Source organism: Rhodovulum sp. HP10 (assembly GCF_047553435.1).
GTDB lineage: Bacteria > Pseudomonadota > Alphaproteobacteria > Rhodobacterales > Rhodobacteraceae > Rhodovulum.
Genome location: NZ_CP180201.1, coordinates 171,852 through 197,817, shown reverse-complemented (window position 1 = coordinate 197,817; position 25,966 = coordinate 171,852). Strand labels below are relative to the sequence as shown.

At 66.4% G+C, this 25,966-nt stretch carries 23 protein-coding genes; 15 read left to right on the top strand and 8 right to left on the bottom strand.

The window, feature by feature from the left end:
- Positions 1-62: 62 nt before the first annotated feature.
- Entirely contained in the window at positions 63-1,307 is a 1,245-nt protein-coding gene (locus ACK8CO_RS00890) for a multidrug effflux MFS transporter (protein WP_414897820.1), read from the bottom strand.
- Positions 1,308-1,355: 48 nt separating this feature from the next.
- On the bottom strand, positions 1,356-1,706 hold the full coding sequence (locus ACK8CO_RS00885) for a DMT family protein (protein ID WP_080616244.1): 351 nt from the start codon (positions 1,704-1,706) through the stop codon (positions 1,356-1,358).
- A 192-nt stretch (positions 1,707-1,898) separates the two neighbouring features.
- Between ACK8CO_RS00885 and ACK8CO_RS00880 the strand changes: the two genes are divergently transcribed.
- From ACK8CO_RS00880 to ACK8CO_RS00845, 8 genes are all read left to right on the top strand, one after another.
- A complete protein-coding gene (locus ACK8CO_RS00880) occupies positions 1,899-3,431 on the top strand; it encodes an acyl-CoA carboxylase subunit beta (RefSeq protein ID WP_080616245.1) in 1,533 nt (510 codons plus the stop codon).
- 60 nt (positions 3,432-3,491) lie between these two features.
- The gene (locus tag ACK8CO_RS00875; RefSeq protein WP_231119271.1) at positions 3,492-3,821 is read left to right on the top strand and encodes a hypothetical protein; all 330 of its coding nucleotides are present in this window, start codon (positions 3,492-3,494) and stop codon (positions 3,819-3,821) included.
- On the top strand, positions 3,818-4,213 hold the full coding sequence (locus tag ACK8CO_RS00870) for a DUF6497 family protein (RefSeq protein ID WP_414897819.1): 396 nt from the start codon (positions 3,818-3,820) through the stop codon (positions 4,211-4,213). The genes ACK8CO_RS00875 and ACK8CO_RS00870 overlap by 4 nt, the downstream gene beginning before the upstream one ends.
- A gap of 198 nt (positions 4,214-4,411) precedes the next feature.
- The gene (locus ACK8CO_RS00865; protein WP_256714519.1) at positions 4,412-4,537 is read left to right on the top strand and encodes a hypothetical protein; all 126 of its coding nucleotides are present in this window, start codon (positions 4,412-4,414) and stop codon (positions 4,535-4,537) included.
- A gap of 66 nt (positions 4,538-4,603) precedes the next feature.
- The gene (locus tag ACK8CO_RS00860) at positions 4,604-4,963 is read left to right on the top strand and encodes a hypothetical protein (protein ID WP_414897818.1); all 360 of its coding nucleotides are present in this window, start codon (positions 4,604-4,606) and stop codon (positions 4,961-4,963) included.
- A 343-nt stretch (positions 4,964-5,306) separates the two neighbouring features.
- Positions 5,307-5,510, top strand: coding sequence for a hypothetical protein (locus tag ACK8CO_RS00855; protein ID WP_080616249.1), 204 nt, complete (start codon positions 5,307-5,309; stop codon positions 5,508-5,510).
- A gap of 131 nt (positions 5,511-5,641) precedes the next feature.
- Positions 5,642-7,642, top strand: a complete 2,001-nt coding sequence (locus ACK8CO_RS00850; RefSeq protein ID WP_414897817.1) for an acetyl-CoA carboxylase biotin carboxylase subunit — start codon at positions 5,642-5,644, stop codon at positions 7,640-7,642.
- 4 nt (positions 7,643-7,646) lie between these two features.
- The gene (locus ACK8CO_RS00845; protein WP_414897816.1) at positions 7,647-8,639 is read left to right on the top strand and encodes a DUF6492 family protein; all 993 of its coding nucleotides are present in this window, start codon (positions 7,647-7,649) and stop codon (positions 8,637-8,639) included.
- Between the two features lie 45 nt (positions 8,640-8,684).
- On the opposite strand, the gene ACK8CO_RS00840 is transcribed toward ACK8CO_RS00845, so the two are convergent.
- Positions 8,685-9,146 carry a DUF4174 domain-containing protein gene (locus ACK8CO_RS00840; protein ID WP_414897815.1) on the bottom strand — a complete coding sequence of 154 codons (462 nt, stop codon included), beginning with the start codon at positions 9,144-9,146 and terminating at the stop codon, positions 8,685-8,687.
- Between the two features lie 96 nt (positions 9,147-9,242).
- Here ACK8CO_RS00840 and scpA point away from each other — a divergent pair, with 96 nt between their 5' ends.
- Positions 9,243-11,375: a methylmalonyl-CoA mutase gene (gene scpA / locus ACK8CO_RS00835; protein ID WP_414897814.1), complete on the top strand. Its 2,133-nt coding sequence runs from the start codon at positions 9,243-9,245 to the stop codon at positions 11,373-11,375.
- 96 nt (positions 11,376-11,471) lie between these two features.
- Here scpA and nhaA read toward each other — a convergent pair whose 3' ends face one another.
- Positions 11,472-12,659 carry a Na+/H+ antiporter NhaA gene (gene nhaA, locus ACK8CO_RS00830; RefSeq protein WP_080616254.1) on the bottom strand — a complete coding sequence of 396 codons (1,188 nt, stop codon included), beginning with the start codon at positions 12,657-12,659 and terminating at the stop codon, positions 11,472-11,474.
- 645 nt (positions 12,660-13,304) lie between these two features.
- Between nhaA and ACK8CO_RS00825 the strand changes: the two genes are divergently transcribed.
- From ACK8CO_RS00825 to ACK8CO_RS00815, 3 genes are read left to right on the top strand one after another with little or no spacing between them, the layout of a single operon-like run.
- Positions 13,305-13,988 carry a molecular chaperone DjiA gene (locus tag ACK8CO_RS00825; RefSeq protein ID WP_080616255.1) on the top strand — a complete coding sequence of 228 codons (684 nt, stop codon included), beginning with the start codon at positions 13,305-13,307 and terminating at the stop codon, positions 13,986-13,988.
- Positions 13,985-15,016 (top strand): endonuclease/exonuclease/phosphatase family protein, encoded by a 1,032-nt coding sequence (locus tag ACK8CO_RS00820; RefSeq protein WP_414897813.1) that lies wholly within the window; start codon positions 13,985-13,987, stop codon positions 15,014-15,016. The genes ACK8CO_RS00825 and ACK8CO_RS00820 overlap by 4 nt, the downstream gene beginning before the upstream one ends.
- Positions 15,017-15,060: 44 nt before the next feature.
- Positions 15,061-15,420 (top strand): hypothetical protein, encoded by a 360-nt coding sequence (locus tag ACK8CO_RS00815; protein WP_080616257.1) that lies wholly within the window; start codon positions 15,061-15,063, stop codon positions 15,418-15,420.
- A 114-nt stretch (positions 15,421-15,534) separates the two neighbouring features.
- Here the strand turns inward: ACK8CO_RS00815 and ACK8CO_RS00810 are convergent, their stop codons facing one another.
- Genes ACK8CO_RS00810 through ACK8CO_RS00795 form a run of 4 tightly spaced genes read right to left on the bottom strand, consistent with a single transcriptional unit; the run spans position 15,535 to position 21,166 of the window.
- On the bottom strand, positions 15,535-17,082 hold the full coding sequence (locus ACK8CO_RS00810) for a Ppx/GppA family phosphatase (protein WP_414897812.1): 1,548 nt from the start codon (positions 17,080-17,082) through the stop codon (positions 15,535-15,537).
- Between the two features lie 55 nt (positions 17,083-17,137).
- Positions 17,138-19,306: an RNA degradosome polyphosphate kinase gene (locus ACK8CO_RS00805; RefSeq protein WP_414897811.1), complete on the bottom strand. Its 2,169-nt coding sequence runs from the start codon at positions 19,304-19,306 to the stop codon at positions 17,138-17,140.
- A gap of 41 nt (positions 19,307-19,347) precedes the next feature.
- On the bottom strand, positions 19,348-20,034 hold the full coding sequence (locus ACK8CO_RS00800) for a chromosomal replication initiator DnaA (RefSeq protein WP_414897810.1): 687 nt from the start codon (positions 20,032-20,034) through the stop codon (positions 19,348-19,350).
- Between the two features lies 1 nt (position 20,035).
- Entirely contained in the window at positions 20,036-21,166 is a 1,131-nt protein-coding gene (locus tag ACK8CO_RS00795; RefSeq protein WP_414897809.1) for an AI-2E family transporter, read from the bottom strand.
- Between the two features lie 130 nt (positions 21,167-21,296).
- Between ACK8CO_RS00795 and proS the strand changes: the two genes are divergently transcribed.
- The 3 genes from proS to ACK8CO_RS00780 all read left to right on the top strand — a co-directional run bounded on the left by proS (position 21,297) and on the right by ACK8CO_RS00780 (position 25,644).
- Positions 21,297-22,688 (top strand): proline--tRNA ligase, encoded by a 1,392-nt coding sequence (gene proS, locus ACK8CO_RS00790; RefSeq protein WP_414897808.1) that lies wholly within the window; start codon positions 21,297-21,299, stop codon positions 22,686-22,688.
- A gap of 1,005 nt (positions 22,689-23,693) precedes the next feature.
- Positions 23,694-24,974, top strand: a complete 1,281-nt coding sequence (locus ACK8CO_RS00785) for a lipoprotein-releasing ABC transporter permease subunit (protein ID WP_414897807.1) — start codon at positions 23,694-23,696, stop codon at positions 24,972-24,974.
- Positions 24,967-25,644 carry an ABC transporter ATP-binding protein gene (locus ACK8CO_RS00780; protein WP_414897806.1) on the top strand — a complete coding sequence of 226 codons (678 nt, stop codon included), beginning with the start codon at positions 24,967-24,969 and terminating at the stop codon, positions 25,642-25,644. The genes ACK8CO_RS00785 and ACK8CO_RS00780 overlap by 8 nt, the downstream gene beginning before the upstream one ends.
- Positions 25,645-25,966 lie beyond the last annotated feature (322 nt).

Genomic DNA, 25,966 nt, shown 5'->3' with positions numbered 1-25,966 from the left:
CTCGCTTTGCCGATTAGCTGAGGTCTTTCCTAGCTTTTGCAAAGCCGGCACGCAAGCGCGGCTCAGGGCGTGTCCGTGGGCGGCATCGCCAGGATCGGCCCGGCGCGACGGTCGACCCAGCGGACGTAAAGGACGGTCATCACCGCCAGCGCCGAGGTCGTGGCCATGATGACCAGGAGCGGCCAGGCGCCGGTGCCGGGTTTCAGGAGAGCGCCCGCCAGCGCCGAGAGGGCCGCGCCGCCGCCGATCATGATCGCGCCGCCAAGCCCGCTTGCCGTGCCCGCCAGATGCGGCCTGACCGACAGCGTGCCCGCGATCGCGTTGGGCAGGACCATGCCATTGCCGATCCCGAGCAGGGCCATCGCGCCGAAGAAGGCGATGGGCTGAGTCGTCCCCGTCGCGAAGAAGGCCATCGACAGCAGGGGGGCTGCCAGCGTGATCAGCGCGCCCCAGTAGATCATGCCGTTGATGCCGACCCGGACCGAATAGCGCCCCGAGATGAAATTGCCCGTCATGTAGCCCAGCGCGACGATGCCGAAATAGAGCCCGAGCAGCGAGGGCGACAGGGCAAAGACATGGCTGCCGACGAAGGGGGCGCCGCCGAGATAGGCGAAGAACGCGCCCGAGGACAGCGCTGCGGTCAGCGCATAGCCCCAGAAGCGGCGCGAGCGGACCAGTTCGGGATACTGGCGGAACTGGTCGATCAGGTTCACGTCGCGGGGGGTGGCGGTCTCGCCGAGATCGGCCCAGGTCAGCGCCAGCACGCCCACGCCTGCCAGCAGCAGCGCGAGGAAGGTGGCCTGCCAGCCCCAGAGCTCGTCCAGCACCCCGCCGATGGTCGGGCCGATCATCGGCACCAGCGCCATGCCCATGGTGACATAGCCGATCATCGAGGCGGCCTGGGTGTCGGCCACCATGTCGCGCACGACGGCGCGGCTGAGGACCATGGCGGTGACGACCACTGCCTGCGCCATGCGGAAGCCGAGAAAGGCCTCGGCCGAGGGCGCGAGGATGCAGCCAAGCGTCGCCAGCAGGAACAGCGCGATCGAGATCAGAAGCACCGGGCGGCGGCCATAGCGGTCGGAAATCGGGCCGATGAACAGCTGCAGCACCGCGTTCGCGGCCAGATAGGTCGCGACCGACAGCTGCATCACCGCGTAATCGGTGTCGAAATGCACGGCCATGTTCGACAGCGAGGGCAGGAAGATGTTGATGGTCAGCGCGGGCAGGCCTGCCAGCGCAACCAGGGTGATCACATGAGGGGGGGTTGTGCGGTCCAGGAAACGGACCCGGGGGTGCGTCGACATGTCTTGGGATTAGGCTCTGGCCGGGGGCTTGTCCAGCGACATCGGGACTTACCAGCGGTGGAAGATGAAAAACGCGCCGAGCGCGATGAAACCGAAGCCGAGCGCATGGTTCCACTGCAACGGCTCCTTGAGGTAAAGGACTGAAAACCCGCAAAATACGGTCAGGGTGATGACTTCCTGGATGGTCTTCAGCTGGGCTGCCGAGAAATGCCCGTAGCCGATTCTGTTCGCCGGCACCTGCAGCAGATATTCGAAGAAGGCGATGCCCCAGCTAATGAAGATGACGGCGACCAGCGGCGCGGCCTTGAACCTGAGATGACCGTACCAGGCAAAGGTCATGAAGAGGTTGGACAGGACGAGAAGGCCGATCGTGACGACCGGTACTGGCAGGGCGGGCATGGGGTGGCTCCGGCAACAGGGGGAGGCGGGCCTCACGCGATATGGTATGCCGGTCGGTATCGTCCAGTCGCTTTGCGAATTTGCAATATGCAGGAGGGTGGCGGAAAATGATTTGCAAATTTACCGTTTAACACTTTGATGAAGCTCATTGCATGGGTAGGTTGCCGAAAATTTCCGCAAGGGGCATCGCCGATGAAAGATATCCTCAACGAACTCGAGCGTCGCCGCAGCATCGCCCGTCTGGGCGGCGGCCAGCGGCGCATCGACAGCCAGCACGCCAAGGGCAAACTGACGGCGCGCGAGCGGATCGAGCTGCTGCTGGACGAGGGCTCGTTCGAGGAATTCGACATGTTCGTCGCCCATCGCTGCACCGATTTCGGCATGGAGGAAAGCCGTCCCTATGGCGACGGGGTGGTGACCGGCTGGGGCACGATCAATGGCCGCATGGTCTATGTCTTCAGCCAGGACTTCACCGTCTTCGGCGGCTCGCTTTCGGAAACGCATGCCCAGAAGATCTGCAAGATCATGGATATGGCGGTGCAGAACGGCGCCCCTGTGATCGGGCTGAACGATTCGGGCGGGGCACGCATCCAGGAGGGCGTGGCCTCGCTGGCGGGCTATGCCGAGGTGTTCCAGCGCAATATCGAGGCCTCGGGGGTGATCCCGCAGATATCGGTCATCATGGGGCCCTGCGCGGGCGGCGCGGTCTACAGCCCGGCGATGACCGATTTCATCTTCATGGTGCGCGATTCCTCCTACATGTTCGTCACCGGCCCCGATGTGGTGAAGACCGTCACCAACGAGGTGGTCACCGCCGAGGAGCTGGGCGGGGCCTCGACCCATACCAAGAAATCCTCGGTGGCCGATGGCGCCTTCGAGAACGATGTCGAGGCGCTTTACGAGGTGCGCCGGCTGGTCGATTTCCTGCCGCTGAACAACCGCGAGAAACCGCCGGTCCGGCCCTTCTTCGACAAGCCCGGCCGGGTGGATGAAAGCCTCGATACCCTGATCCCCGATAATGCCAACACGCCCTATGACATGAAGGAACTGATCCTGAAGGTCGCGGATGAGGGCGATTTCTACGAGATCCAGGCCGATTTCGCCAAGAACATCATCACCGGCTTCGTCCGGCTCGAAGGCCAGACCGTGGGCGTCGTGGCCAACCAGCCGATGGTTCTGGCCGGCTGCCTCGATATCGACAGCTCGCGCAAGGCCGCGCGCTTCGTGCGCTTCTGCGACTGTTTCGAGATCCCGATCCTGACCTTCGTCGACGTTCCGGGCTTCCTGCCCGGGACGGGGCAGGAATATGGCGGGGTCATCAAGCACGGCGCCAAGCTGCTCTTTGCCTATGGCGAGGCGACGGTGCCGAAGGTGACCGTGATCACCCGCAAGGCCTATGGCGGGGCCTATGACGTGATGGCCTCGAAGCACCTGCGGGGTGATTTCAACTATGCCTGGCCCACCGCCGAGATCGCGGTCATGGGGGCCAAGGGCGCGACCGAGATCCTGTACCGCTCGGAGCTGGGCGATGCCGAGAAGATCGCGGGCCGTACGAAGGATTACGAGGACCGCTTTGCCAACCCGTTCGTGGCGGCCGAGCGCGGCTTCATCGACGAGGTGATCCAGCCGCATTCGACCCGCCGCCGCGTCAGCCGCGCCTTCGCCTCGCTCCGCGGCAAGCGCCGCGAGACGCCGTGGAAGAAGCACGGTAACATTCCGCTTTGAGGCAAGGGCCCGCAGAAAGGGCCGAGGCAGAGGACTTCCATGGACTCCAGGGGCTGGCACATGCTGCGGGAGGAGGGCGCGCTGACGATGGCGCGGCAGCTTCCCGTGCGCTTCGACCTGTGCGCGAGCGCGGCCTTCCCGCGCGCCCGCAAGGGACGGCTGGCCCTGCAGATCCGTCAGGATCTGTGGCGGATGCTGCAGGATCTGCGCGGGTTTTCGCCCGTGGTCACGGTTGAGGAGGAGGGGCAGGGGCTGCGGGTAAGCGCCGGAGGTCGCGCCGCAGCCCCTTTCCCGCGATCCGATTGCGAGCGGAAAATCGCGGCCCTGCTGACCAGCCCGTCCCATCGCGCCCGCTGGCTGGCACAGGCGCGGCTGGAGCCCGGGGCATGATCCTGCGCGCGCTCCTTCTGGCCGGGGCGGTGCTGGCTCTGGGGGCGACCGGCGAGGTCGTCGAGCTGCCCTCGGGGCAGTCGGCCACCCATTTCGACACCATCACCGGCGAGCCGGGACCGGCCGGTCTGACGGTGCGGTTCCGCTTTCTCGTCCCCGGTATCGCGCGTGACTTGGCCAGGATGCCGGCCACGCTGGCGCAGGGCGACATGGACTATCTCTGCGCGGAATACGCGCTGCCGCGGCTGGCCGACTCCGGCCCCGAACCGGCGCAGATCGTCATCACGCTCATGGACCGCCCGGTGCCCTTCGGGCAGCCCGATCCCGAGGCCACGCAGTTCTTCGAAGCCTACCGCCCCGAGGCGGGACGCTGCATCTGGGAAGGGTTCTGAGACGATGCCGCATTCCCTTCGTCCGGCCGCTGTCGCGCCCGGCCATGCGCCGGTTTTGCCACAACCTTCGCGTGTTGCAGCGGTGGCATGTGCAAAGCTGAAAGATTGGGCTATCCTCCCGGGAGGTCGCGGCAAGGCGGCCTTTCCACAGGCAGGTGTCGGGTTCGGTCCCGCGCCAGAAACAGACGGGAGTGTCCCATGTCCAAGAGTGTCAAAACCCTTTTCGCCCTCTCGCTCGTCGCCTTCGTCGCGGCCTGCGCCCAGAAGGAAGAAGTGGTCTATGTCGAGCCGGTTCAGCCCGAGCCGACCTACAACAAATACTGATCTGGGCGCGGGGCGGGCCTGTCCCGCCCCGGCTTTGCCGCGCCCCGATCCTTACGGAGGCGCGTCATGCTGAAACACAAGGGCTTTCCCTCCCGTCTGCCGGGAACCGATTTCCAGTTCACCATCCGCCGCGCGAACAAGGACGGGGCCACCCGTCTGATCGCGCGCGAGCGCTATGCCGACCGGCGCCCTGCCGATCGCCGCGCCGATACGGGCTTTTTGGCCGCGCTGATCGAGCAGTTCGGCGACGCGCCCTTCGAGCGCGGAAATCTCGATGCGGGCCGGTTGTCCTGGCTGCTGGGCCGCGAGGTGGTGGCGGCCGAAGAGCCGTTCGATCCGGAAAGTTATGACGCGCTGCTGCGAGTCGATATCGACTGCGCCCGGGCCGCCTTCCCCGAGCTTTTCGGCGGCGGAGGACCGGCGTGAAACGGCTGGCCCTTCCCGGCGATCGGCGGGACTCCGCTCAAATGCGCTCTCCCTTGCGTTGTGGCCTTTTCTTTTGTTCGGGTTCCGGCAACAGTCTTACACGGCAGAACGGTCGTTCACCCCTAGACCGGACTGTCCATTTTTATACTTATCATTCCCCAACCCCTAGGCCTGACCCTTTTTTCAGGGTCAGGCCGACCCTCTCCTCAAGCCGCGCCCGGCCCCGGGCCACAAGGCGGATTGTCGCCCGCCGATGGCTGGCCTTTGCGTATTTCCGTTTCGCGCCCCGTCACTTGCCGGTATCTTGTGGGCGCAAAACCAAGATCCGTGGAGGCGGAGTAGAATGCCCAGTCCAAAGTTTCTCGCCGTTCTGGCCGCAGCTGTCCTGCTGGCCGGGTGCAACATGTCCAATGACAGCCAGCGCGCCGTCGCGGGGGGGCTCGGCGGTGCGCTCATCGCGGATGTGCTGGACACCAACGTCGCGGCGGGGGCAGCAATTGGCGCGCTCGGCGGCGCCATGTGTGACGACGCGGGCGTCTGCCGCTGATCTGAACCGCTGGGCCCCGGGCCCGTCGGACGAGAATTTGTGAGGGTCATCGGGGCTGCGCGCCCCGGTGGCCCTTTGCTTTGTAAGCGCCGGGACGGGCTCGTCCGGGCGGAACGCTGGAAGGGACAGAGATGTTCGACAAGATCCTGATCGCGAACCGGGGGGAGATCGCCTGCCGGGTCATCAAGACCGCCCGCAAGATGGGCATCAAGACAGTGGCCGTCTATTCCGACGCCGACCGCCATGCGCTGCATGTGCAGATGGCCGACGAGGCGATCCATATCGGTCCTCCGCCCGCGAACCAGTCCTATATCGTGATCGACAGGATCATGGACGCGATCAGGGAAAGCGGCGCCCAGGCGGTGCATCCGGGCTATGGGTTCCTGTCCGAGAACAGGCTTTTCGCCGAGGCGCTGGAGAAGGCCGAGGTCGCCTTCATCGGCCCGCCTGCCAGCGCCATCGAGGCGATGGGCGACAAGATCACCTCGAAGAAGCTCGCCGCCGAGGCAGGCGTCTCGACCGTGCCGGGCTATATGGGCCTGATCGAGGATGCCGCCGAAGCGGTGAAGATCAGCCGCGAGATCGGCTATCCGGTGATGATCAAGGCCTCCGCGGGCGGCGGCGGCAAGGGCATGCGGATCGCCTGGAACGACCAGGAGGCGCGCGAGGGCTTCCAGGCCTCGAAGAACGAGGCCGCCAACAGCTTCGGCGACGACCGCATCTTCATCGAGAAATTCGTAACCCAGCCGCGCCATATCGAGATCCAGGTGCTGGCCGACACCCATGGAAACTGCGTCTATCTGCATGAGCGCGAATGCTCGATCCAGCGCCGGAACCAGAAGGTGATCGAAGAGGCGCCCTCGCCCTTCCTCGACGAGGCGACGCGGCGCGCCATGGGCGAGCAGGCGGTCGCGCTGGCGCGCGCCGTCGGCTATTGCAGCGCGGGCACGGTCGAGTTCATCGTCGATGGCGACAGGAATTTCTATTTCCTCGAGATGAACACCCGGCTGCAGGTGGAGCATCCGGTGACCGAGCTGATCACCGGGGTCGATCTGGTCGAGCAGATGATCAACATTGCCGCCGGCCAGAAGCTGCCCTTCGAACAGAAGGATCTGAAGATCAACGGCTGGGCCATGGAAAGCCGGCTTTATGCCGAGGATCCCTACCGCAACTTCCTGCCCTCGATCGGGCGGCTGACCCGCTATCGCCCGCCGGCGGAATCGGCACATGACGCGGCCATCGTCCGCAACGATACCGGCGTCTACGAGGGCGGCGAGATCTCGATGTATTACGACCCGATGATCGCCAAGCTCTGCACCTGGGCGCCGACCCGGGCGCAGGCCATCGACGAGATGCGGACCGCGCTCGATGCCTTCGAGGTCGAGGGGATCGGGCACAATCTGCCGTTCCTCTCTGCCGTGATGGACCATCCCAAGTTCTGCTCGGGCGAGATCAGCACCGCCTTCATCGCCGAGGAATATCCCGACGGCTTCGCGGGTGTCAGCCTGCCCGAGCCCGAATTGCGCAAGGTGGCGGCGGCGGCCGCCGCGATGTTCCGCGTGGTCGAGATCCGGCGCGCGCGCATCTCGGGGCGGATGGACAATCACGAACGCACCGTCGGCGGCGACTGGGTCGTGGTGGCCCAGGGCGAGAGCTTCCCGCTGACGGTGAGCGCCGACCGCGAGGGGGCCACGATCCAGTTCCAGGGCGGCGATCATCACCGCATCACCTCGGACTGGACCCCGGGCCAGCCGCTGGCGGTCCTGCATATCGATGGCGAGCCGCTTGTCCTCAAGGTGGCGCAGAGCTCGCATGGTTTCGTGATCCGCCATCGCGGCGCCGAGTTGAAGGTGCAGGTCTTCACGCCGCGTCAGGCCGAGCTTGCCGCGCTGATGCCCGAGAAGCTGCCGCCCGACACCTCGAAACTCCTGCTCTGCCCGATGCCCGGCCTGATCGTGACCGTCGATGTCGAGGAGGGCCAGGAGGTCCAGGAAGGTCAGGCGCTCTGCGTCGTCGAGGCGATGAAGATGCAGAACACGCTGCGCGCCGAGAAGAAGGGCATCGTCGCCAGGATCAATGCCGGCCCCGGCGAAAGCCTGGCCGTCGACGAAGTGATCATGGAGTTCGAATGATCCGATGACGCAGGCCCCGTCGAAGAAGCTGGACATCGTGACCGTCGTGTTCTCGGGTGAGCTTGCGCTGCTGCGCTTGCAGGCGCGTTCGATTGCCCGCGAGTTCGACCCCGCCGCTCTGGGCGAGATCTTCGTCATCATCAACGATCACGAGGAAGCGGCCTGCATGGCGGCGGTCGAGGCAATGCGCGCCGATTACGGCCCGTTCGCCGACAGGCTGAAGGTCGTGCGGCCCGACACGTTGCTGTCGGTCTGCCCGACCCTCGGGGCGCGGCTTGAGAGGTTTTACCTGACCCATCTTCGGGGGGTGGGACGAAAACTGCGCGGCGCGGGCGGAGGCTGGCGCAGAAATGGCGGCTGGGGGATGCAGCAGGTCTTCAAGCTGCTGGCTGCAAGGCTGGGGTCGTCCCCCTATCTTCTTGTTCTCGACGCGAAGAACCAGTTCGTCGCGCCCGTCACCGGCTCGGATTTCGTGGCCGATGACGGGCGGCCGCGAAGCCGCGCGGTCGAGACGGCAGAAAAGCAGCAAGGCTGGATCAGGGCGTCTTTTGCCAAGCTTGCTTTGCCGGAACCAGCGTCCCTGGCCACGGCCCCGCCGACGATCACGCCGGTGGTCTTCGCCCGCGAGCATCTGAGATCCGCCCTGGCCCTGATCGAGGAAAAACTGGGGCCGATCGAGCTGTTCTTTGCCCGGCGCCGGGGGAAGGCGACCGAGTTCATGCTTGTCTACGCCGCACTCGATCAGGGCAGGGGGCTGTGGTGGGAGCTTCACGCCGAGGGTCTGCCCGCTTCTTTCTCGCTGTTCTCCGGTGGCAGTGTCGGCAGGCTGCCAGAGCTTGTGGCAGCGGCGCGGTGCGGCGATTGCAAGATGATCGGAACCCATAGCCGCCTTCTTGCGGCTATGACCGAGACCGTTCGAAAGGACCTTGTCGAGTTCTGGCGCGAGCGTGGTCTCATACGGTCCGACAGCGAGATCGAGGCATTGTTTCATGCCTAGCGCGTCTGTCCCTGGCCCGTCTGTAGCTGTAGCGGTCTCGTTCGCTCAGCGCCGGTCGCGGACTTCCTGCTGGCGCAGCGGGATCTTGTCGATCGAGCGCGAGATCTCGCGGACGTTCCAGGGCATCGGCTTGCGGAACTTGATCTCGCCATCCTTGCCGACCAGCACCAGCATGAAGCCGCGCGGGCGCAGTTTCATGCGCAGCTCGGAGCGGGTGTCGGGGTCGGTATCGACGATCACCACCACGTCGCGTTCGGCCAGCTCGTCGATGCGCTCGGTCAGAAGCTGCATCTGGGTCCGGTATTGCGGGTCGGCCGGGCTGTCGGCGAAGACCACGACCGGCCGCGCCATCCAGTGGAAGTCGGACAGGCTTACGCCCTCGGCCTCGAGCACCACGGTTCGGTCGGCCTCCCAGCGCGCCAGCGGCTCGGGTTCGCTGACCGCGTCGGCGGTTCCGGCCAGCGGCATGAGCGCGACCCATGCCATGATCGTCAGGTGTTTTTTCATGAGCCCTCCTGTCGGCCCAGATATAGGCGCAGGTGGGCGGAAAGCGAAGTCTGAACCCGCGCCCGGCGCGGGGCATGCAGAAGAAGGACGGATCCGATGACGGACAAGACCACACGCTGGGCCGCGCTGGCCGAGAAGGAACTGCGCGGCAAGCCGCTCGACGGCCTGACCTGGGAGACGCCGGAGGGCATTCCGGTCAAGCCGCTTTACACCGAGGCCGATACCGAGGGCCTGGCGCATATGGGCTCGGTCCCGGGCGAGGCGCCCTTCACCCGCGGACCCAAGGCCACGATGTATGCCGGCCGGCCCTGGACGATCCGGCAATATGCGGGCTTCTCGACGGCCGAGGAATCGAACGCCTTCTACCGCAAGGCGCTGGCTGCCGGGCAGCAGGGCGTGTCGGTGGCCTTCGACCTCGCGACCCACCGGGGCTATGACAGCGACCATCCGCGCGTCGTCGGCGATGTCGGCAAGGCGGGCGTGGCCATCGACAGCGTCGAGGACATGAAGATCCTCTTCGACGGCATCCCGCTGGGCGACATTTCCGTCTCGATGACCATGAACGGCGCGGTGATCCCGATCCTCGCGAGCTTCATCGTCGCGGGCGAGGAGCAGGGCGTGGACCGCAGGCAGCTTTCCGGCACAATCCAGAACGACATCCTGAAGGAGTTCATGGTCCGGAACACCTATATCTATCCGCCCGAACCCTCGATGCGGATCATCGCCGACATCATCGAGTACACCTCGACCGACATGCCGCGCTTCAACTCGATCTCGATCTCAGGCTATCACATGCAGGAGGCGGGCGCGAACCTGGTGCAGGAGCTTGCCTTCACGCTCGCGGACGGCAAGGAATACGTGAAGACGGCGCTTGCGCGCGGCCTCGATGTCGATGCCTTCGCCGGCAGGCTCAGCTTTTTCTTCGCCATCGGGACGAACTTCTTCATGGAGATCGCAAAGCTCCGTGCCGCGCGGTTCCTGTGGCACCGGATCATGTCCGAGTTCGGGCCCAAGAACCCGAAATCCCTGATGCTGCGCACCCATTGCCAGACCTCGGGCGTCAGCCTGGCCGAGCAGGACCCCTATAACAACGTCGTCCGCACCGCCTATGAGGCGATGAGCGCGGTTCTGGGCGGCACCCAGTCGCTCCATACCAACGCCTTCGACGAGGCGATCGCGCTGCCGACCGAATTCTCGGCCCGGATCGCGCGGAATACCCAGCTGATTCTGCAGAACGAGACCAAGGTCACGAAGGTCGTCGATCCGCTGGCGGGGTCCTACTATGTAGAGAAGCTGACCGCGGACCTGGCCGATGCGGCCTGGGCGATCATCTGCGAGATCGACGAGATGGGCGGCATGACCAAGGCGGTGGCCTCTGGCATGCCCAAGCTCCGGATCGAGGAGGCCGCCGCCCGCTGGCAGGCCCGGGTCGACCGCGGCGAAGAGGTGATCGTCGGCGTCAACAAGTTCCGGCTCGAGAAGGAAGACGAGATCGACATCCTGGATGTCGACAATGTCAGGGTCCGCCAGAGCCAGGCGGCCCGCATCGGGAAGATCCGGGCCACCCGCGATCAGGCCGCCTGCGATCACGCGCTGGCGGCTCTGGAAGAGGCCGCGCGAAGCGGCGAAGGGAACCTCTTGCGGCTGGCGGTCGAGGCCGCCCGCACGCGCGCCACGGTGGGAGAAATCAGCATGGCGATGGAAAAGGTGTTCGGGAGACACCGCGCCGAGGTCAGGACGCTCTCGGGCGTCTATGGCGCGGCCTATGAGGGCGATGAGGGATTCGCCGCGATCCAGAAATCGGTGGAGGATTTCGCCGAGGAAGAAGGGCGGCGGCCGCGGATGCTGGTCGTGAAGATGGGGCAGGACGGGCATGACCGCGGCGCCAAGGTGATCGCGACGGCCTTTGCCGATATCGGCTTCGACGTCGATGTGGGCACGCTGTTCCAGACCCCCGAGGAAGCGGCGCAGGACGCGGTCGACAATGACGTGCACGTGGTCGGGATCTCGTCCCTGGCGGCGGGTCACAAGACCCTGGCGCCCAAGCTGATCGAGGCGCTGAAGGCGCAGGGGGCCGAGGATATCATCGTGATCTGCGGGGGGGTGATCCCGCATCAGGATTACGATTTCCTGCGGCAGGCGGGCGTCAAGGCGATCTTCGGGCCCGGAACGAACATTCCCGCGGCGGCCAATGATATCCTGCGTCTGATCCGCGAAGCCCGCGGCTGATCGGGAGCAAGGCCCGGGCCGCCCTTTCGGGCGGCCCGGGCCAAAAGTTTTCGGCGAAAACTTTTGCAGGACTTTTCGTCGAAAAGTCCTGTTGGCCTATTGCGCAGGGGCCGCGCCCTTTCTGCCTGTCGGTGCTGCGAGCAACCTGAGCGCGGCATAGCCCAGAACCGCCGAGATCGCAGAGCCGCTCAGCACGCCGAGGCGGACGTCGTTCATCAGGACCGGATCGGCATAGCTCAGCGAGCCGATGAAGAGCGACATCGTGAAGCCGATCCCGGCAAGGCAGGACAAGCCGTAGATATGGATCCATCCGACCCCGTCAGGCAGCCGCGCGAGGCCGGATTTGACCATCGCGAAGGTGATCGCGAAGACCCCGACCTGCTTGCCGAGCACAAGCCCCAGCGCCACCCCCATCGGCAGCGGTTGCAGCAGGTCCGAGAAGGAAATGCCGGTCAGCACCACGCCTGCATTGCCGAAGGCGAAGATCGGCAGGATCAGATAGAGCACATAGGGCGAGAGCGCATGCTCGAGCGCGTGCAGCGGCGATTTTCCCCATTTGTCGCGCAGCGGAATGCAGAAGGCGGTGGCCACGCCCGCGATGGTCGCATGCACGCCCGATTTCAGCACGAAGAACCACATGATGGTCCCCAGCAGCACCATCGGCGCCACCCGGTGCGCGCCCTTGAGGTTCAGCCAGATCAGCCCGGCCAGCGGCAGCAGCGCCATCAGCAGATAGTCGACCTTCAGATCTGCGGTATAGAACAGCGCGATGATGACGATGGCCCCGAGATCGTCGAGGATCGCCAGGGTCAGAAGAAACACCTTCAGCGCCGCCGGCACGCGGTCGCCCAGAAGCGCCAGCACTCCGAGCGCGAAGGCGATGTCGGTCGCGGCCGGGATGGCCCATCCCGACAGCGTCTCGGGGCTGCCCCAGTTGAAGGCCGCGAAGATCAGCGCGGGCACCGCCATGCCGCCCACTGCCGCCATGCCCGGCAGGACCACATCGGCCGGTTTCTTGAGCTTGCCTTCCATCATCTCGCGCTTGAGTTCCAGCCCGATGAGGAAGAAAAAAACGGCCATCAGGCCGTCATTGATCCACAGGATCAGCGGTTTCTCCAGCCCCCCGCCATTGAGCAGGACCGAGAAGGTCGCTCCGAGGGTGTCGTCGTAAAAGGGTTGCAGGGGCGAATTTGCGACGATCAGGGCGGCGAGGGCCGCAAGCATCAGCAGGATACCGCCTGAGGCTTCGTGGCCGAAAAACTTGTCGAGCGCGCGGAGCAGCATTGAATCTCCCGATTTTATTTGATTCTACGTTTGCGAAATGGGGTCTGGCCTGTGGATGTCAATTGCGCCCGGCGATCCTGCCGTGAAACTCTGAACATGCGACCGCCGGGTGTGAGCCTGCGGCAGGAATGGGGCACTATGCGCAGATCTCGGGGATCGCTCGCGCGGAGATCGTTTCGCAGCGGGCTTTGCATCGAAAGGCCCGGCCCGAGAAGCGGCGGGCCCGGGCCTGAACGGCGCCTTGCCGGGGGCTGTCGAGGCATGCGTGACGGCCCGTACGACGGCCGGTATCAAGGCCCTTACGAAAGCCACGGCGCAGGGGCGGGCACAGGGGCAGGCACAGGGACGGGCACAGGCACAGGGACGGGCGGTCGCCTCCGGAGCCCTTTCTTGCCCTGCCGCCCGATCGCCCGGACCCGGGCGTTCTTCGCAGGGCGGCCCGCTGTGCTTTCGCCGGGCTCGCGGATGCCTTGCCGGAGGCGCGGCCTCCGGTGTCGCTCTGGCAGCCCGGCGACGGGCCGCGCCCCGCATCCATGCCGGGATTCTCGAATGACGGCGGATATTTGCCGCAAGGGCGCCGGGGGACGTGCAGGGCGGCCGAATGACCGACCTGACTCTGCCGCGATGGCGGGCTAATCTCGTTCCATGTCGCTCTGGTCCCGCATCGCCGACGCCGTTTCCGCCCTGGCCAAGGGCGAGAGTCTTGCGGCCGTCTTCGACCGGCTGCGCACGCCGCCCGAACGCAGCGTCGCCTTCACCATCGCGGTGATCGCGCTCGGGGCGAAGATGGCCAAGGCCGATGGCCGGGTTACCCGCGACGAGGTCGCGGCCTTCCGCGAGGTGTTTTCCATCCCGCCGGGCGAAGAGGCCAACGCGGCCCGGGTCTTCGATCTGGCCCGGCAGGACGTGGCCGGCTTCGAGGATTATGCCCGCCGCATCCGCCGCATGTTCCGCGAGACCCGGGGGCCGCTCAGCGACCTGATGGAGGGGCTGTTCTTCATCGCCCTGGCCGATGGCGACTATCATCCCGGCGAGGACGCCTTCCTGGCCCGGGTGGCCGAGATCTTCGGGCTGAGCGAGCGGCAGTTCCGCACGCTCCGCGCCCGTTTCGTACCCGAGGCCGTGCCCGATCCCTATACCGTTCTCGGCGTCGATCCGACCGATGATCTGGACACCATCCGCAAGGTCTGGCGGGCCGAGGTGCGCGAGACCCATCCCGACCGGATGCAGGCGCGGGGCGTGCCCGAAGAGGCGATCAAGCTGGCCGAGCGCCGGCTGGTCGCGATCAACCAGGCCTGGGAGACCATCGTCGCGGACCACGCGGCGTGAGGATCGCCACCTATAATGTCGAATGGTTCAATGCGCTCTTCGACGACGAGGGCCAGCTTCTCGAGGGCGAGGGCCCGTCGGGACGCCATGGCCTCGCGCGGCAGGATCGCATCGCGGCGCTGGGGATCGTCTTTTCCGCGCTCGATGCCGATGCGGTGCTGGTGGTCGAGGCGCCCGCCGAGAACGGGCGGCGCAGCACCGTCCGGGCGCTCGAGAACTTCGCCCGGGTCTTCGGGCTCCGGGCGCGGCGGGCGCTGATCGGCTTCGGCAACGACACCCAGCAGGAAATCGCGCTGCTCTACGACCCCGACCGGCTGAAGGCCCGCCACGACCCGCAGGGCGCGCCGACCGGCCGCAAGGGCGCAGCGGATGCGCCGCGCTTCGACGGCGTCTTTCGCTGGGATGTCGATGTCGATGCGGCGCCCGATCTGATCCGCTTCTCCAAACCGCCGCTCGAACTGGCGGTCGAGACGGCGGCCGGGGTCCGGTTCCGGATGATCGGGGTCCATGCCAAGTCGAAGGCGCCGCATGGTGCACGCAGTCCCGATGAGGCGATCCGGATCTCGATCCAGAACCGGCGCAAGCAGCTGGCGCAATGCATCTGGCTTCGGCAGCGGATCGAGACCCATCTCGACGCGGGCGTGCCCCTGATCGTGCTGGGCGATTTCAACGACGGTCCGGGGCTCGACGAATACGAGAAGCTCTTCGGTCGTTCGGGCGTCGAGATCGTTCTGGGGCAGGGCGAGGCGCCCGAGCGGCGGCTGTTCGATCCGCATGCGCGCGAGGCGCTGCAGGGGCTTCTGGCGGCACAGCCCGCCTCGGCGCGGTTCTTCGTGCCGACAACCGGGCGGTACCTGTCGGCGCTGCTCGACTATGTCATGATATCGGAGGATCTTCGTGCGCACGGACCGCGCTGGCGGATCTGGCATCCCTTCGACGATCCGGATCTCTACCGCATCCCCGAGCTGCGCGAGGCGCTGCTGACGGCTTCCGACCATTTTCCGGTCAGCCTCGATGTCGCGACCTGAACCGTGCGCTTCATTTTTCCGCATCGCGGGCCTATATTGAGCGCATGAGACACAGGCTTGCCTTGGTTCCGCTTCTGGCGCTTCTGCTGAGCGCCTCGCCTGTCCTTGCCCAGGACAGGGGAGGGGCCGACGGCGAGAGTGGCATGAGCGAGGGGCTAGGCCTGCTCGGCGAGGGGATGCAGATGTTTCTCAAGGGGCTCGGCGACGAGCTCGAGCCGCGGCTGCGCGACTTCGCCGAGACGGCAAAGCCCGCGCTGACCCGGCTGATGGAACTGATCGACGATCTCGATGCCTATGAGCTGCCCGAGCGCCTGCCCAATGGCGACATCATCATCCGCCGCAAGCCCGATGCGCCGCCGCTGTCCGAGCCCGAGGCACGGCCCGGGGCCGAGATCGAGATCTGAGCGGCCGTCCCGAGGGCAGCAGGCCTGATCCGGCGGCCGGCCTTGGCCTGCCGGCGGTCTTCCTGAGACTGGGCCGCGGCGTCATCCGGCGGCCCTGATGCGCCCCGCGCCCCTTCAGTCGTCTCGGACCCGCATACTGGTCTCGACCCCGAGCGCCTTGGCAAGCGAGGCGAAGCGCGCCTGAGCGACCTCGCCGAACAGCGGCACTGCCGGCTCGGCAAGGATCAGTTCCAGTTGCTTTTTCCGGGGGTAGTGGCGCAGCTCGGCCAGGCTGTCAGGGGCATGCAGCGAGAACATCGCGCCGAAGCGCATCGCCTTGCCCAGCACTTCGGCCTGGCGCATCTGGGAGGCGTCGAGCAGCGAGAAGAGCGGCTCGAACCGGCTGCCCGCGCGGCTGTTTTTGTAGCGATGCAGCAGCGAGACGCCGAGGAAGACCCGCTCCCAGTGTTCCAGCCCGCCCAGATTGGCCTGTGTGGCGATATCGAAACAGATCTCGTGGCGGTAATCGGGATGCGCGCGCCAGGCGGTGTCATGCAGCAGGCAGGCCGCGCGGATCAGCCGCCGCTTGTCGGGACCGGCATCGCCGAAGAGCGGCAGGATGAAATTGTAAAGCCGGCTGCCGAAACCGGGCTGGCGGGCCGAGCTTTGCTCGGCGAAGCGGCAGGCCTCGATCAGCGGGTCCCGGGCGCGCAGATCCTCGGGCATCTGCTCGTAAAGAAGCCCTTCGCGAATGCCATAGCTCGAGACCGCGATCTCGCAGGGGCGCAGATGCGCGACGAGCTTCCTGAGCACCTGCCCGGCATAGGGCACCAGCGCCATGCGGTCGGCCGAGGTCCCGGTCCTCTGGCGCAGCGCGTCCGGATCCGAGGCGGCGATCCAGTCGATGGTGTCCGACAGCGAGGCCTGGGTCATGCGATATTCGTGAAGCACGGTCAGCGGATAGCCGCGCCGCTCCATGTCGAGCCGGGCGATGGCGCGCCACGAGCCCCCGACGAGATAGAGCCGGGGGGGCGCGACCGGCATCGCGGCGGCGAGGTCTTCGATTTCCCGGGCGATGTAGCGCTCCAGATCCTTCCTGTCGCCGGGGAGGTCGCGCAGCTTGAGCGGTCCCAGCGGCGCGGTGCCGCGCGCGCCGACCGTGCCGCTCCTGAGTTCGGCCAGCTCCATCGAGGAGCCGCCGATATCGCAGACGATGCCTTCGGCCCCGGGCCAGCCCAGCAGCACGCCCTGCGCCGACAGGCGTGCCTCTTCCGTGCCGTCGATCACCAGCGGGCTCAGCCCGGTCTCGCGCTCGATCTCGGCGCGGAATTCGGGCCCGTCCTCGGCATCGCGCATCGCCGCGGTGGCGACCACGCTGAGCGGGGTGGCATCCATCGCCTCGGCCAGAAGGGCAAAGCGGCGCAGCGCGGCCAGTGCCCGGACACGCCCCTCGGGCGACAGGCGGTTGGTTTCGCTCAGGCCCGCGCCGAGCGCGCACATGACCTTTTCGTTGAAGAAATAGGCCGGACTGCGCGCAGCGCCGTCGAAGACCACCATCCTGACAGAGTTCGATCCGATATCGACCACGCCGACGCGCGAAAGCGCGCGCGCTTCCGGTCCGCCGAACAGAGGTCGCCCGAAAGGATCCCATGCATTGGGGCGATCCTCGGCCTGTCCGTCCATGAAGAGCCTTTCCTGCGGCGTGCGCGGGGACAATGCCAAACTTCCGAAGTCGCGGTCAATCCTTGACCTTCGCAAGCTGCCGCACATCGCCGGCCCCGGCCGAGCCCCGGCCCGAAAGCGACGCATTCTCCATGAAGAAACGGTGGCAGTTGAAGGCGTTCGGTCCGGCCTCGGCGCGCAGGAAGCTGCCATTGGGCTGCATCACCCAGCTTTGCGCCTCGTCGGCGAGATTGGCGGTCATGATCTGGTCGGTGATCTGCGCCTTCACCGTGGGGTTCGTGCATTCGACCAGTGTCTCGACCCGGCGGTTGAGGTTGCGGCCCATCCAGTCTGCCGACGAGATGTAGACGCGGGCATCGGGCGAGGGCAGGCCATGGCCGTTGCCGAAGCAGACGATGCGCGAATGCTCGAGAAAGCGGCCGATGATCGACTTGACCCGGATGTTCTCGGACAGGCCCTTGATGCCGGGCCGGATGCCGCAGATGCCGCGCACCACCAGCTCGATCTTCACGCCGGCATTCGAGGCCGCGTAAAGCGCGTCGATCACGTCGGATTCGATCAGCGAATTCATCTTGGCCCAGATATGGGCGGGCCGCCCGTTGCGGGCATGCTCGGTCTCTTCGGCGATCCGCTGCATCAGCGTCGATTTCAGCGACAGCGGCGAGATCGACAGGTTCTCCAGATGCGCAGGCTCGGCATAGCCGCCGACATAGTTGAAGACCTTGGTCGCGTCGCGTCCCAGCGCCGGATCGCAGGTGAACAGTGACAGGTCGGTATAGATCCGGGCGGTGATCGGGTGGTAGTTGCCGGTGCCGTAATGGGTATAGGTCACCAGCTGATCGCCCTCGCGCCGTACCACGGTGCTGATCTTGGCATGGGTCTTGTAGTTGATGAAGCCGTAGATCACATGCGCGCCCGAGCGCTCCAGCCGGCGCGACTGGCGGATGTTCGCGGCCTCGTCGAAGCGGGCCTTCAGCTCGACCAGCGCGGTGACCGACTTGCCGTCCTCGGCCGCCTCGCACAGCGCCTCGACGATGGGCGAATTCTTCGAGGTCCGGTAGAGCGTCTGCTTGATCGCCACCACATCCGGGTCGCGCGCCGCCTGCTGCAGGAAGCGCACCACCATGTCGAAGGTCTCGTAGGGGTGATGCAGCAGCATGTCCTTCTGCCGGATCGCGGCGAACATGTCGCCGTCATGGTCCTGGACGCGTTCGGGCACACGCGGCGTGAAGGGCGGCCACAAGAGGTCGGGGCGCTCGTCGATCACTAGTTCCTTCAGATCGGCCACGCCGATGATGCCGCGCACCTCGATCACCTCTTCCTCGGTGATGTGCAGCTCGCGGATGATGACCGAGCGCAGCCGTTCGGGCGCGCCCGCCGACAGCTTCATGCGCACCACCTCGCCGCGGCGGCGGCGTTTCAGCGCGACCTCGAATTCGCGCACCAGGTCCTCGGCCTCGTCCTCGACCTCGAGATCGCTGTCGCGCAGCACCCGGAAGGTGCAGCTTCCGACCTCGCGATAGCCCGGGAAGAGCGAGCCCAGATGCACCAGCAGCAGCTCTTCCATAGGCAGGAAGCGCTGTTGCCCGTCCTCGGCCGGCAGCCGCACGAATCGCTGGATCTGATGCGGGATCGGCAGCAGCGCCTGCAGCGGGTGGCCGTCCCGCTCGCGTTCAAGCTGTAGCGCCAGGCAGAAGCCGGTATTAGGAATGAAGGGGAAGGGGTGGGCCGGGTCGATCGCCAGCGGCGAGAGCACCGGAAACACCTTCTGCAGAAAATATTCCTCGAGATGGGCGCGGTCGGCCGCGGTCAGCCGCGCGCGGGTGAGGATGTGGATGCCCGCATCCTCCATCTCGCGCCGGAGCCTGTTCCAGGCGGTCTGTTGCGATTGCAAGAGCTTGCGGGCGTCGCGGTCGATCAGCACCAGTTGCTCGGCCGGTGTCAGGCCGTCGGCAGCCGGCACGATGCTGCCCTTCCTGGCCAGCTCGCGCAGACCGGCCACCCGCACGGTGTAGAATTCATCGAGATTGGTCGCCGAGATCGACAGGAAGCGCACCCGCTCGAGCAGCGGCACCCGCGGATTGGAGGCCTCTTCGAGAACGCGCCAGTTGAAGCCGAGCCAGGACAGCTCGCGATTATGGAACCGCTTCGGGCCGAGCCGTTGCGGTTCGGGGATCTCGACGGCATCCGGAAACGGGGCAACCAGGAAATCGGCTTGGGTCATGGCGGCGCTTATGGGCGATCACTGTGAAGGAAGGATGACATCTAATCGCGCGGCCCCGAGCCATTGTCCAGCACTTCGCGGGCGAGGCGAAGACCGGGCTTGCGGCCGCTGGCCAGGGCCTCGCGGTCGATCGCGGCCACGGTTTCGGCCGCTGCCGCGAAAGAGCGTTCCATGCGCCCGACGAGATAGTCGATGAGTTCGGGGCCGACGGCGATCTGGCGGTCCGAGAACAGCTTGACCAGCACCGCGGCCAGCAGCGCGTCGTCGGGCGGCGTGAGATGGGCGGTTGCGGCGGCCTGCACCCGGCTTGCGAGATCGGGCAGATGCAGCCCCCATTCGAGCGGCGCGCGGCGGGCGGTCATCAGCAGCGTCCCGCCCTCGGCGGCCAGCAGGTTGTGCAGATGGAACAAGGCATCCTCGGCCGGCATCCGGCCCGCGATCCGGTCGGCATCCTCGACGGCGACCGCGCCATGGGCGGCCAGCGCCGGCAGCTCGGCCTGGGGCAGGTCGCGGGCATGGATCACCTCGGCCGCGGCGAGATCGGCCCAGACATGCACGAGATGGGTCTTGCCCGAGCCCTCGGAACCGATCAGCACAAGCTTGCGCGCGGGCCAGTCCTGCCAGGCCTCGATCTGCTGCACCGCAAGCGCATTGGCGGGGGCGACGAAAAAGGCGGCCCGGCCGCGGGCGGGCCGCACGGGAAGGTCAAAGGCGAGTTGCCGGGCCATCTCAGGCACTATCCTCGTCGGAGGCGGGACCTTCGCAGGCGGCACTTTCGAAGGCGGGGGCCGTCTCCGGTCCGGTCTGGCCCGAGGTGCCGCGATAAAGCCGGCTGTCCTTGTATTGCGCGATGAAGAAGCGGGTGAGCACCCCCAGCGAGGCCGCCACCGGGACCGCCGCCAGCAGGCCGACGAAGCCGAACAGAGATCCGAAGGCCGACAGCGCGAAGATCAGCCAGACCGGATGCAGCCCGACCGAGCCGCCGACCAGTTTCGGCGTCAGTACATGGCCCTCGATCTGCTGGCCGGCAAGGAAGATGCCGCCCGCAATCGCGATCATCCACCACTCGCCCCAGAACTGGAACAGCGCCAGCCCCAGCGCCAGCGTGCCGCCCACCACCGCGCCGACATAGGGAATGAACGAGATCATCCCGGCGACGAAGCCCACGATCAGCCCGTAATTCAGCCCCAGAAGGCCCAGCGCCACCGCATAGAACACGCCCAGGATCAGGCAGACCGTGCCCTGGCCGCGGATGAAGCCCGCCAGCGTCCGGTCGACCTCGCCCGCCAGGCGACGGATCACCGGCGCATGGTCGCGCGGCAACAGCTTGTCGACCTCGGCCACCATCCGGTCCCAGTCCATCAGCAGATAGAAGGTGATGACCGGCACCAGCACGATCAGCACGACCAGATCGACGATGCCCACGACCGAGGTCAGCACCCCGTTCAGAAGCTCGCCGCCCTTGGCCTGTATCGCCTCGCCGATGCCGGTCAGGGTCTTGCGGATGGTCGAGCCGTTATCGGCCAGGGACGGGAAGCGTTCGGTCAGGAAGGCATGGAGATGGCCCGCGATATCGGGTGCGGTATTGGCCAGCGCCACCGCCTGCTCGATCAGCGTCGGCAGCACCAGGAGCGCGCCCAGCACGAAGATCACCAGCGCGCAAAGCGTGATCGTCACCGTCGCGCCCACCCGCGACAGGCCTGCCCGCTCCAGCCGGTCGGCGACCGGATCCAGGAAATAGGCCACCGCCATCCCCACCAGGAAGGGCATCATCACATCGCCCAGCAGCATCAGGATCAGAATGATCACCGCTGCCGCGATACCCCAGTATTTTGCCTGCGCCCGGACCGGCAAGCCCATGCGTTCTCTCCCGTATCGGTTGCATTCCGTATTGGCCCAGACCGGGGCTCCGCGCAAGGGCGGCGCTTGTCTGGTCGTTCGCGATGACATAGGAGGGCAGGGACGTCAATTCACGAGGCCCGATCCGAAAATGCGCCTGTCCCGCTATTTCCTGCCCGTCCTGAAGGAGACCCCTTCCGAAGCCCAGATCGCCAGCCACCGCTTCATGCTGCGCGCGGGCATGATCCGCCAGCAGGCGGCGGGGATCTATTCCTGGCTGCCGCTGGGCTTCAAGGTGCTCAAGAGGATCGAGGCCATCGTCCACGAGGAACAGATCCGCGCGGGCCATATCCCGATGCTGATGCCGACCCTGCAATCGGCCGATCTGTGGCGCGAGAGCGGGCGCTACGACGCCTATGGTCCCGAGATGCTGCGGATCACCGACCGCCATGGCCGCGACATGCTGTACGGGCCCACCAACGAGGAGATGATCACCGACATCTTCCGCGCGCATGTGGCCAGCTACAAGGATCTGCCGCTGACGCTTTATCACATCCAGTGGAAGTTCCGCGACGAGGTCCGTCCGCGCTTCGGGGTGATGCGGGGCCGCGAATTCTACATGAAGGACGGCTACAATTTCGACATCGACCGTGACAGCGCGATCCATGCCTATAACCGGCACATGGTCAGCTATCTGCGCACCTATGAACGGATGGGCCTGAAGGCGCTGCCGATGCGGGCCGATAGCGGGCCGATCGGCGGCGACGACACCCATGAATTCCTGGTGCTCGCCGAGACCGGCGAATCCGAGGTCTTCTATGACAAGGCCATTCTCGATCTGACCTTCGGCGACCGCCAGGTCGATTACGACGACCGTGCCGAATGCGCGCAGATCGTGACGGAATGGACCACGCCCTATGCCCGCACCGACGAGACCCATGACGAGGCGCTTTACAGCGCCATCCCCGAGGACCGCCGCAAGACCTCGCGCGGGATCGAGGTCGGCCAGATCTTCTATTTCGGCACCAAGTATTCCGAGCCGATGGGCGCCACCGTCGTCAATGACAAGGGCGAGCGGGTGCCGGTCCATATGGGCAGCCACGGCATCGGCGTGTCGCGTCTGGTCGGCGCGCTGATCGAGGCCAATCATGATGACAGGGGCATCATCTGGCCCGAAGGCGTGACGCCCTTCCATTGCGGCATCGTCAATCTCAAGCAGGGCGATGCCGAGGCCGATGCCGCCTGCAAGGGGCTCTACCAGGCGCTGAGCGACAAGGGGCTCGAGCCGCTTTACGACGACCGCGAGGAACGCGCCGGCGCCAAATTCGCTACCATGGACCTGATCGGCCTGCCCTGGCGGATCACCGTCGGCCCGCGCGGGCTCAAGACCGGCGTGGTCGAGCTGACCTCGCGCCGGACCGGCGAAAGCGAGGAGATGAGCCCCGAGGCCGCCATCGCCCGGGTCGCCGAGATCTACGCGCCCCACCGCACCGGCTCGCATTGGGAGCCGATGGCAAAATCGAGCTTCCATACCTGGCTCTGAACGGCAGGCCAGGGGGCTGGGGCAGCGCCCGGATTGTCGAGATGAAAGCCGGCGCGGATACCGTGCGCGCCGGCCTTCATATGTGCCCCCGGGGCCCGGACGCGCGGATTGGTGCGCTGGTGGTCTGTTCGCTTCGCGAGGCGGGCGATGGTTTGCGGGATCGAAGCGGGTATCGGTCTTGAAAGACCGTTGAAGCCGGAGTTCGGTCGCAATATCGCTTTCGATCCATCCCTGCGCCGACGGCGCAACCCGACAGTCTTGTCAGCGGCGAAGCCTGTTCGGGCAAAATCAATGATTGTAAAATAAATACAATTTCCTGTCTTTGGTTCGGTGTGGTGGCCGCAGGGGCCGTATCAGCGCAGCGCGACGCCTGCGATCAGTTGTTCTTGTGCCTCGGACACGCCCCGGATGAGGCAGTTTCCGGATCTCGACGCGGTCCGGCAGGTCCAGATACCGCGCGCTTTGCCGGGACCTGTCGCCCGAGACGCAGGCCCAGAGTCTCGCTCGCGTCCATCATGAGGCTTGGGTCATGGACAGCGCTTTCTTCAGAAGCCGCGCGGGCCGGCTGGCCGGGTCATCGTACCAAGGGATGGCCTTCATTGGCAGACAGGCGCACAGGGGAAGGCCGTTGGCCTCGAGCGCCCGCCCCGGCAAGGGGGCGCTGTCGGCTCGCCGTTCATCCCCCGATCTCGCCGGTCTTCCGCGCAGCGCCGCCCGATCCGTGAAAGGGGGCTCGGCTCCTGCGGGATGGCGTCCAGCCGACCGTGGCCGCAATCACAGGACGCAATTTTCGGAATCACGCGCGGCGCTTCGGATGCACCGGCTCGCATTGGCATCGACGGTCTGGCCTGATTGCTGGCGGGGTCAGAACGCGTCTTCGACCCGAACGGGCCCGCCAGGGTCTCCGCCTGTCCCGCCTTCACGAAAGCGCGGGCGATCCGGCCTGCCCTTGACCCCGATCCGCAAATCCTGCTCTTTGCGCCCGGCACAGCGACCGGAGATCCTATGACCGCCGTCCCCTTCTCCCGTTTCGAATGGATGATCGCCTGGCGCTATCTGCGCGCCCGCAAGGCCGAGGGCGGGGTCAGTACCATGACCTGGATCAGCCTCGCGGGCATCACGCTTGCGGTCTTCGCGCTGATCGCGACGCTGGCCGTGCGTTCGGGCTTTCGCGAGGAATTCGTCGACACCATCCTCGGCGCCAATGCCCATGTCACGGTCTATGCCGCAAGCGAGGTCAACGCCGCCGGTGTGCGCAGCCGGACCATCTCTGACTACGAGCCCATCGCCGAGAAGTTGCGCGCGGTGCCCGGCGTGACCCGGGTCGCACCGCTGATCAAGGGCCAGGTGATGGCGGCCGCCCCAGGTGGCACCGCGGGCGTCGAGGTCTTCGGCATCGCGCCCGCCGATCTGGCCACGATCCCGCGCATCGCCCATCCAGAGGCGCGGGCGGGATCGCTCGAGCGGTTCGGCGAGGGCATCGCCATCGGCTCGGGCGTGGCGCGCGAGCTGGGGGTCGGCATCGGCGACCGGGTCCGGCTGATCTCGCCCGACGGGGTCAAGACGCCCTTCGGCACCTCGCCCCGGGTCAACGCCTACAAGGTCACCTATATCTTCACCGCCGGGCGCTACGATATCGACCGCACCCGGGTCTACATGCCCTTCGCCGAGGCCCAGAGCTATTTCAACCGCGAGGGCGTGGCCGATGAATTCGAGGTGATGGTCGCGGATCCCGAACATGTCGATGCCCTGACGCCTGCGCTTCTGCGCGCGGCGGGCGAGCGGGCGCTGATCTGGAGCTGGCGCGACGCCTCGGGCTCGTTCCTGCGCGCGCTCGATGTCGAGGATAACGTGATGTTCATCATCCTCTCGATCCTCGTTCTGATCGCGACCATGAACATCGTCTCGGGGCTGATCATGCTGGTCAAGAACAAGGGCCGCGACATCGGCATCCTGCGCACCATGGGGCTGTCCGAGGGCTCGATTCTCAGGGTGTTCTTCATCTGCGGCGCTTCGGTCGGGCTGATCGGCACCGCCTTCGGGGTGGTGCTGGGCTGTCTCTTCGCGATCTATATCGATCCGATCTTCTCCTTCGTGAATTACGTGGCGGGCGGGGGCGTCTGGGACCCCTCGATCCGGGGCATCTACAATCTGCCCGCCAAGCTGGAACTCAAGGATGTGCTGTCCGCGGTGATCCTGTCGCTGGGCCTGTCCTTTGTCATCACCCTGTTTCCGGCCCGCCGCGCGGCCCGGATGAACCCGGTCGAGGCGCTGCGCTATGAGTGATCCCGTGCTGAGCCTCGAGGCGGTCGAGAAATGCTACAACCGGGGCCTGCCCGGAGAGGTCATGGTGTTGCGGGGCGCCTCGCTGAGGGTCGTGCCCGGCGAGGTGGTGGCGCTGGTCGCGCCGTCGGGGGCTGGCAAATCGACGCTCCTGCATATCGCGGGGCTGCTCGACACGCCCGATAGCGGGGCGGTACGGATCGCCGGGGCCGACATGACCGGCCAGAGCGACCGCCGCCGGACGGCGGCACGCCGCGCCGATATCGGCTTCGTCTACCAGTTTCACCATCTGCTGCCGGAATTTACGGCCCTCGAGAACATCCTGTTGCCGCAACTCGCCGCCGGGACGTCGCGGGCGGCGGCCGAGGCGCGGGCGATGGATCTCCTGACCCGGGTCGGCATCGCGCCCCGCGCCGGGCACCGGCCGGCCGCGCTGTCGGGCGGCGAGCAGCAGCGCGTGGCCTTCTGCCGGGCACTGGGCAACCGGCCGCGGCTCCTGCTGGCCGACGAGCCGACCGGCAACCTCGATCCCGGGACCTCCGAGACCGTTTTCTCGGCGCTCATGGAACTGGTGCGCGACACCGGTCTTGCGGCCCTGATCGCCACGCATAATCTCGATCTTGCCGCGCGCATGGACCGGACCCTGCATCTGGAGGCCGGGCGGCTGGTCTGACGCGGAAGCTCTCGGAGAGGAGGGGCTGCGGACGCCCGGATAACGGCCATGCCATGAGGCTGCCGCCCCCTCTGACAGATTTCCGAGGCTTGCGGCCAGGGCAAGGCAGTGCCGCCTGAGTGGGTCTTCTTGCTTGGGCGATAGTGGCAAGGGCTGCCGGAGGTCAGGACCGATAAACCTGTTTGAGACTGCGTCGCCCGCCTGTTCCAGGCTGCCTGGGCAGCGGGGGGCATAAGGAGCGGGCCTTTCTGGTTGAGCGAGGCACATATCGAGCGGCTTCGGCCGTTTGTCGGAAGAACAGTCGCCCGGACTGTCTTCTGAT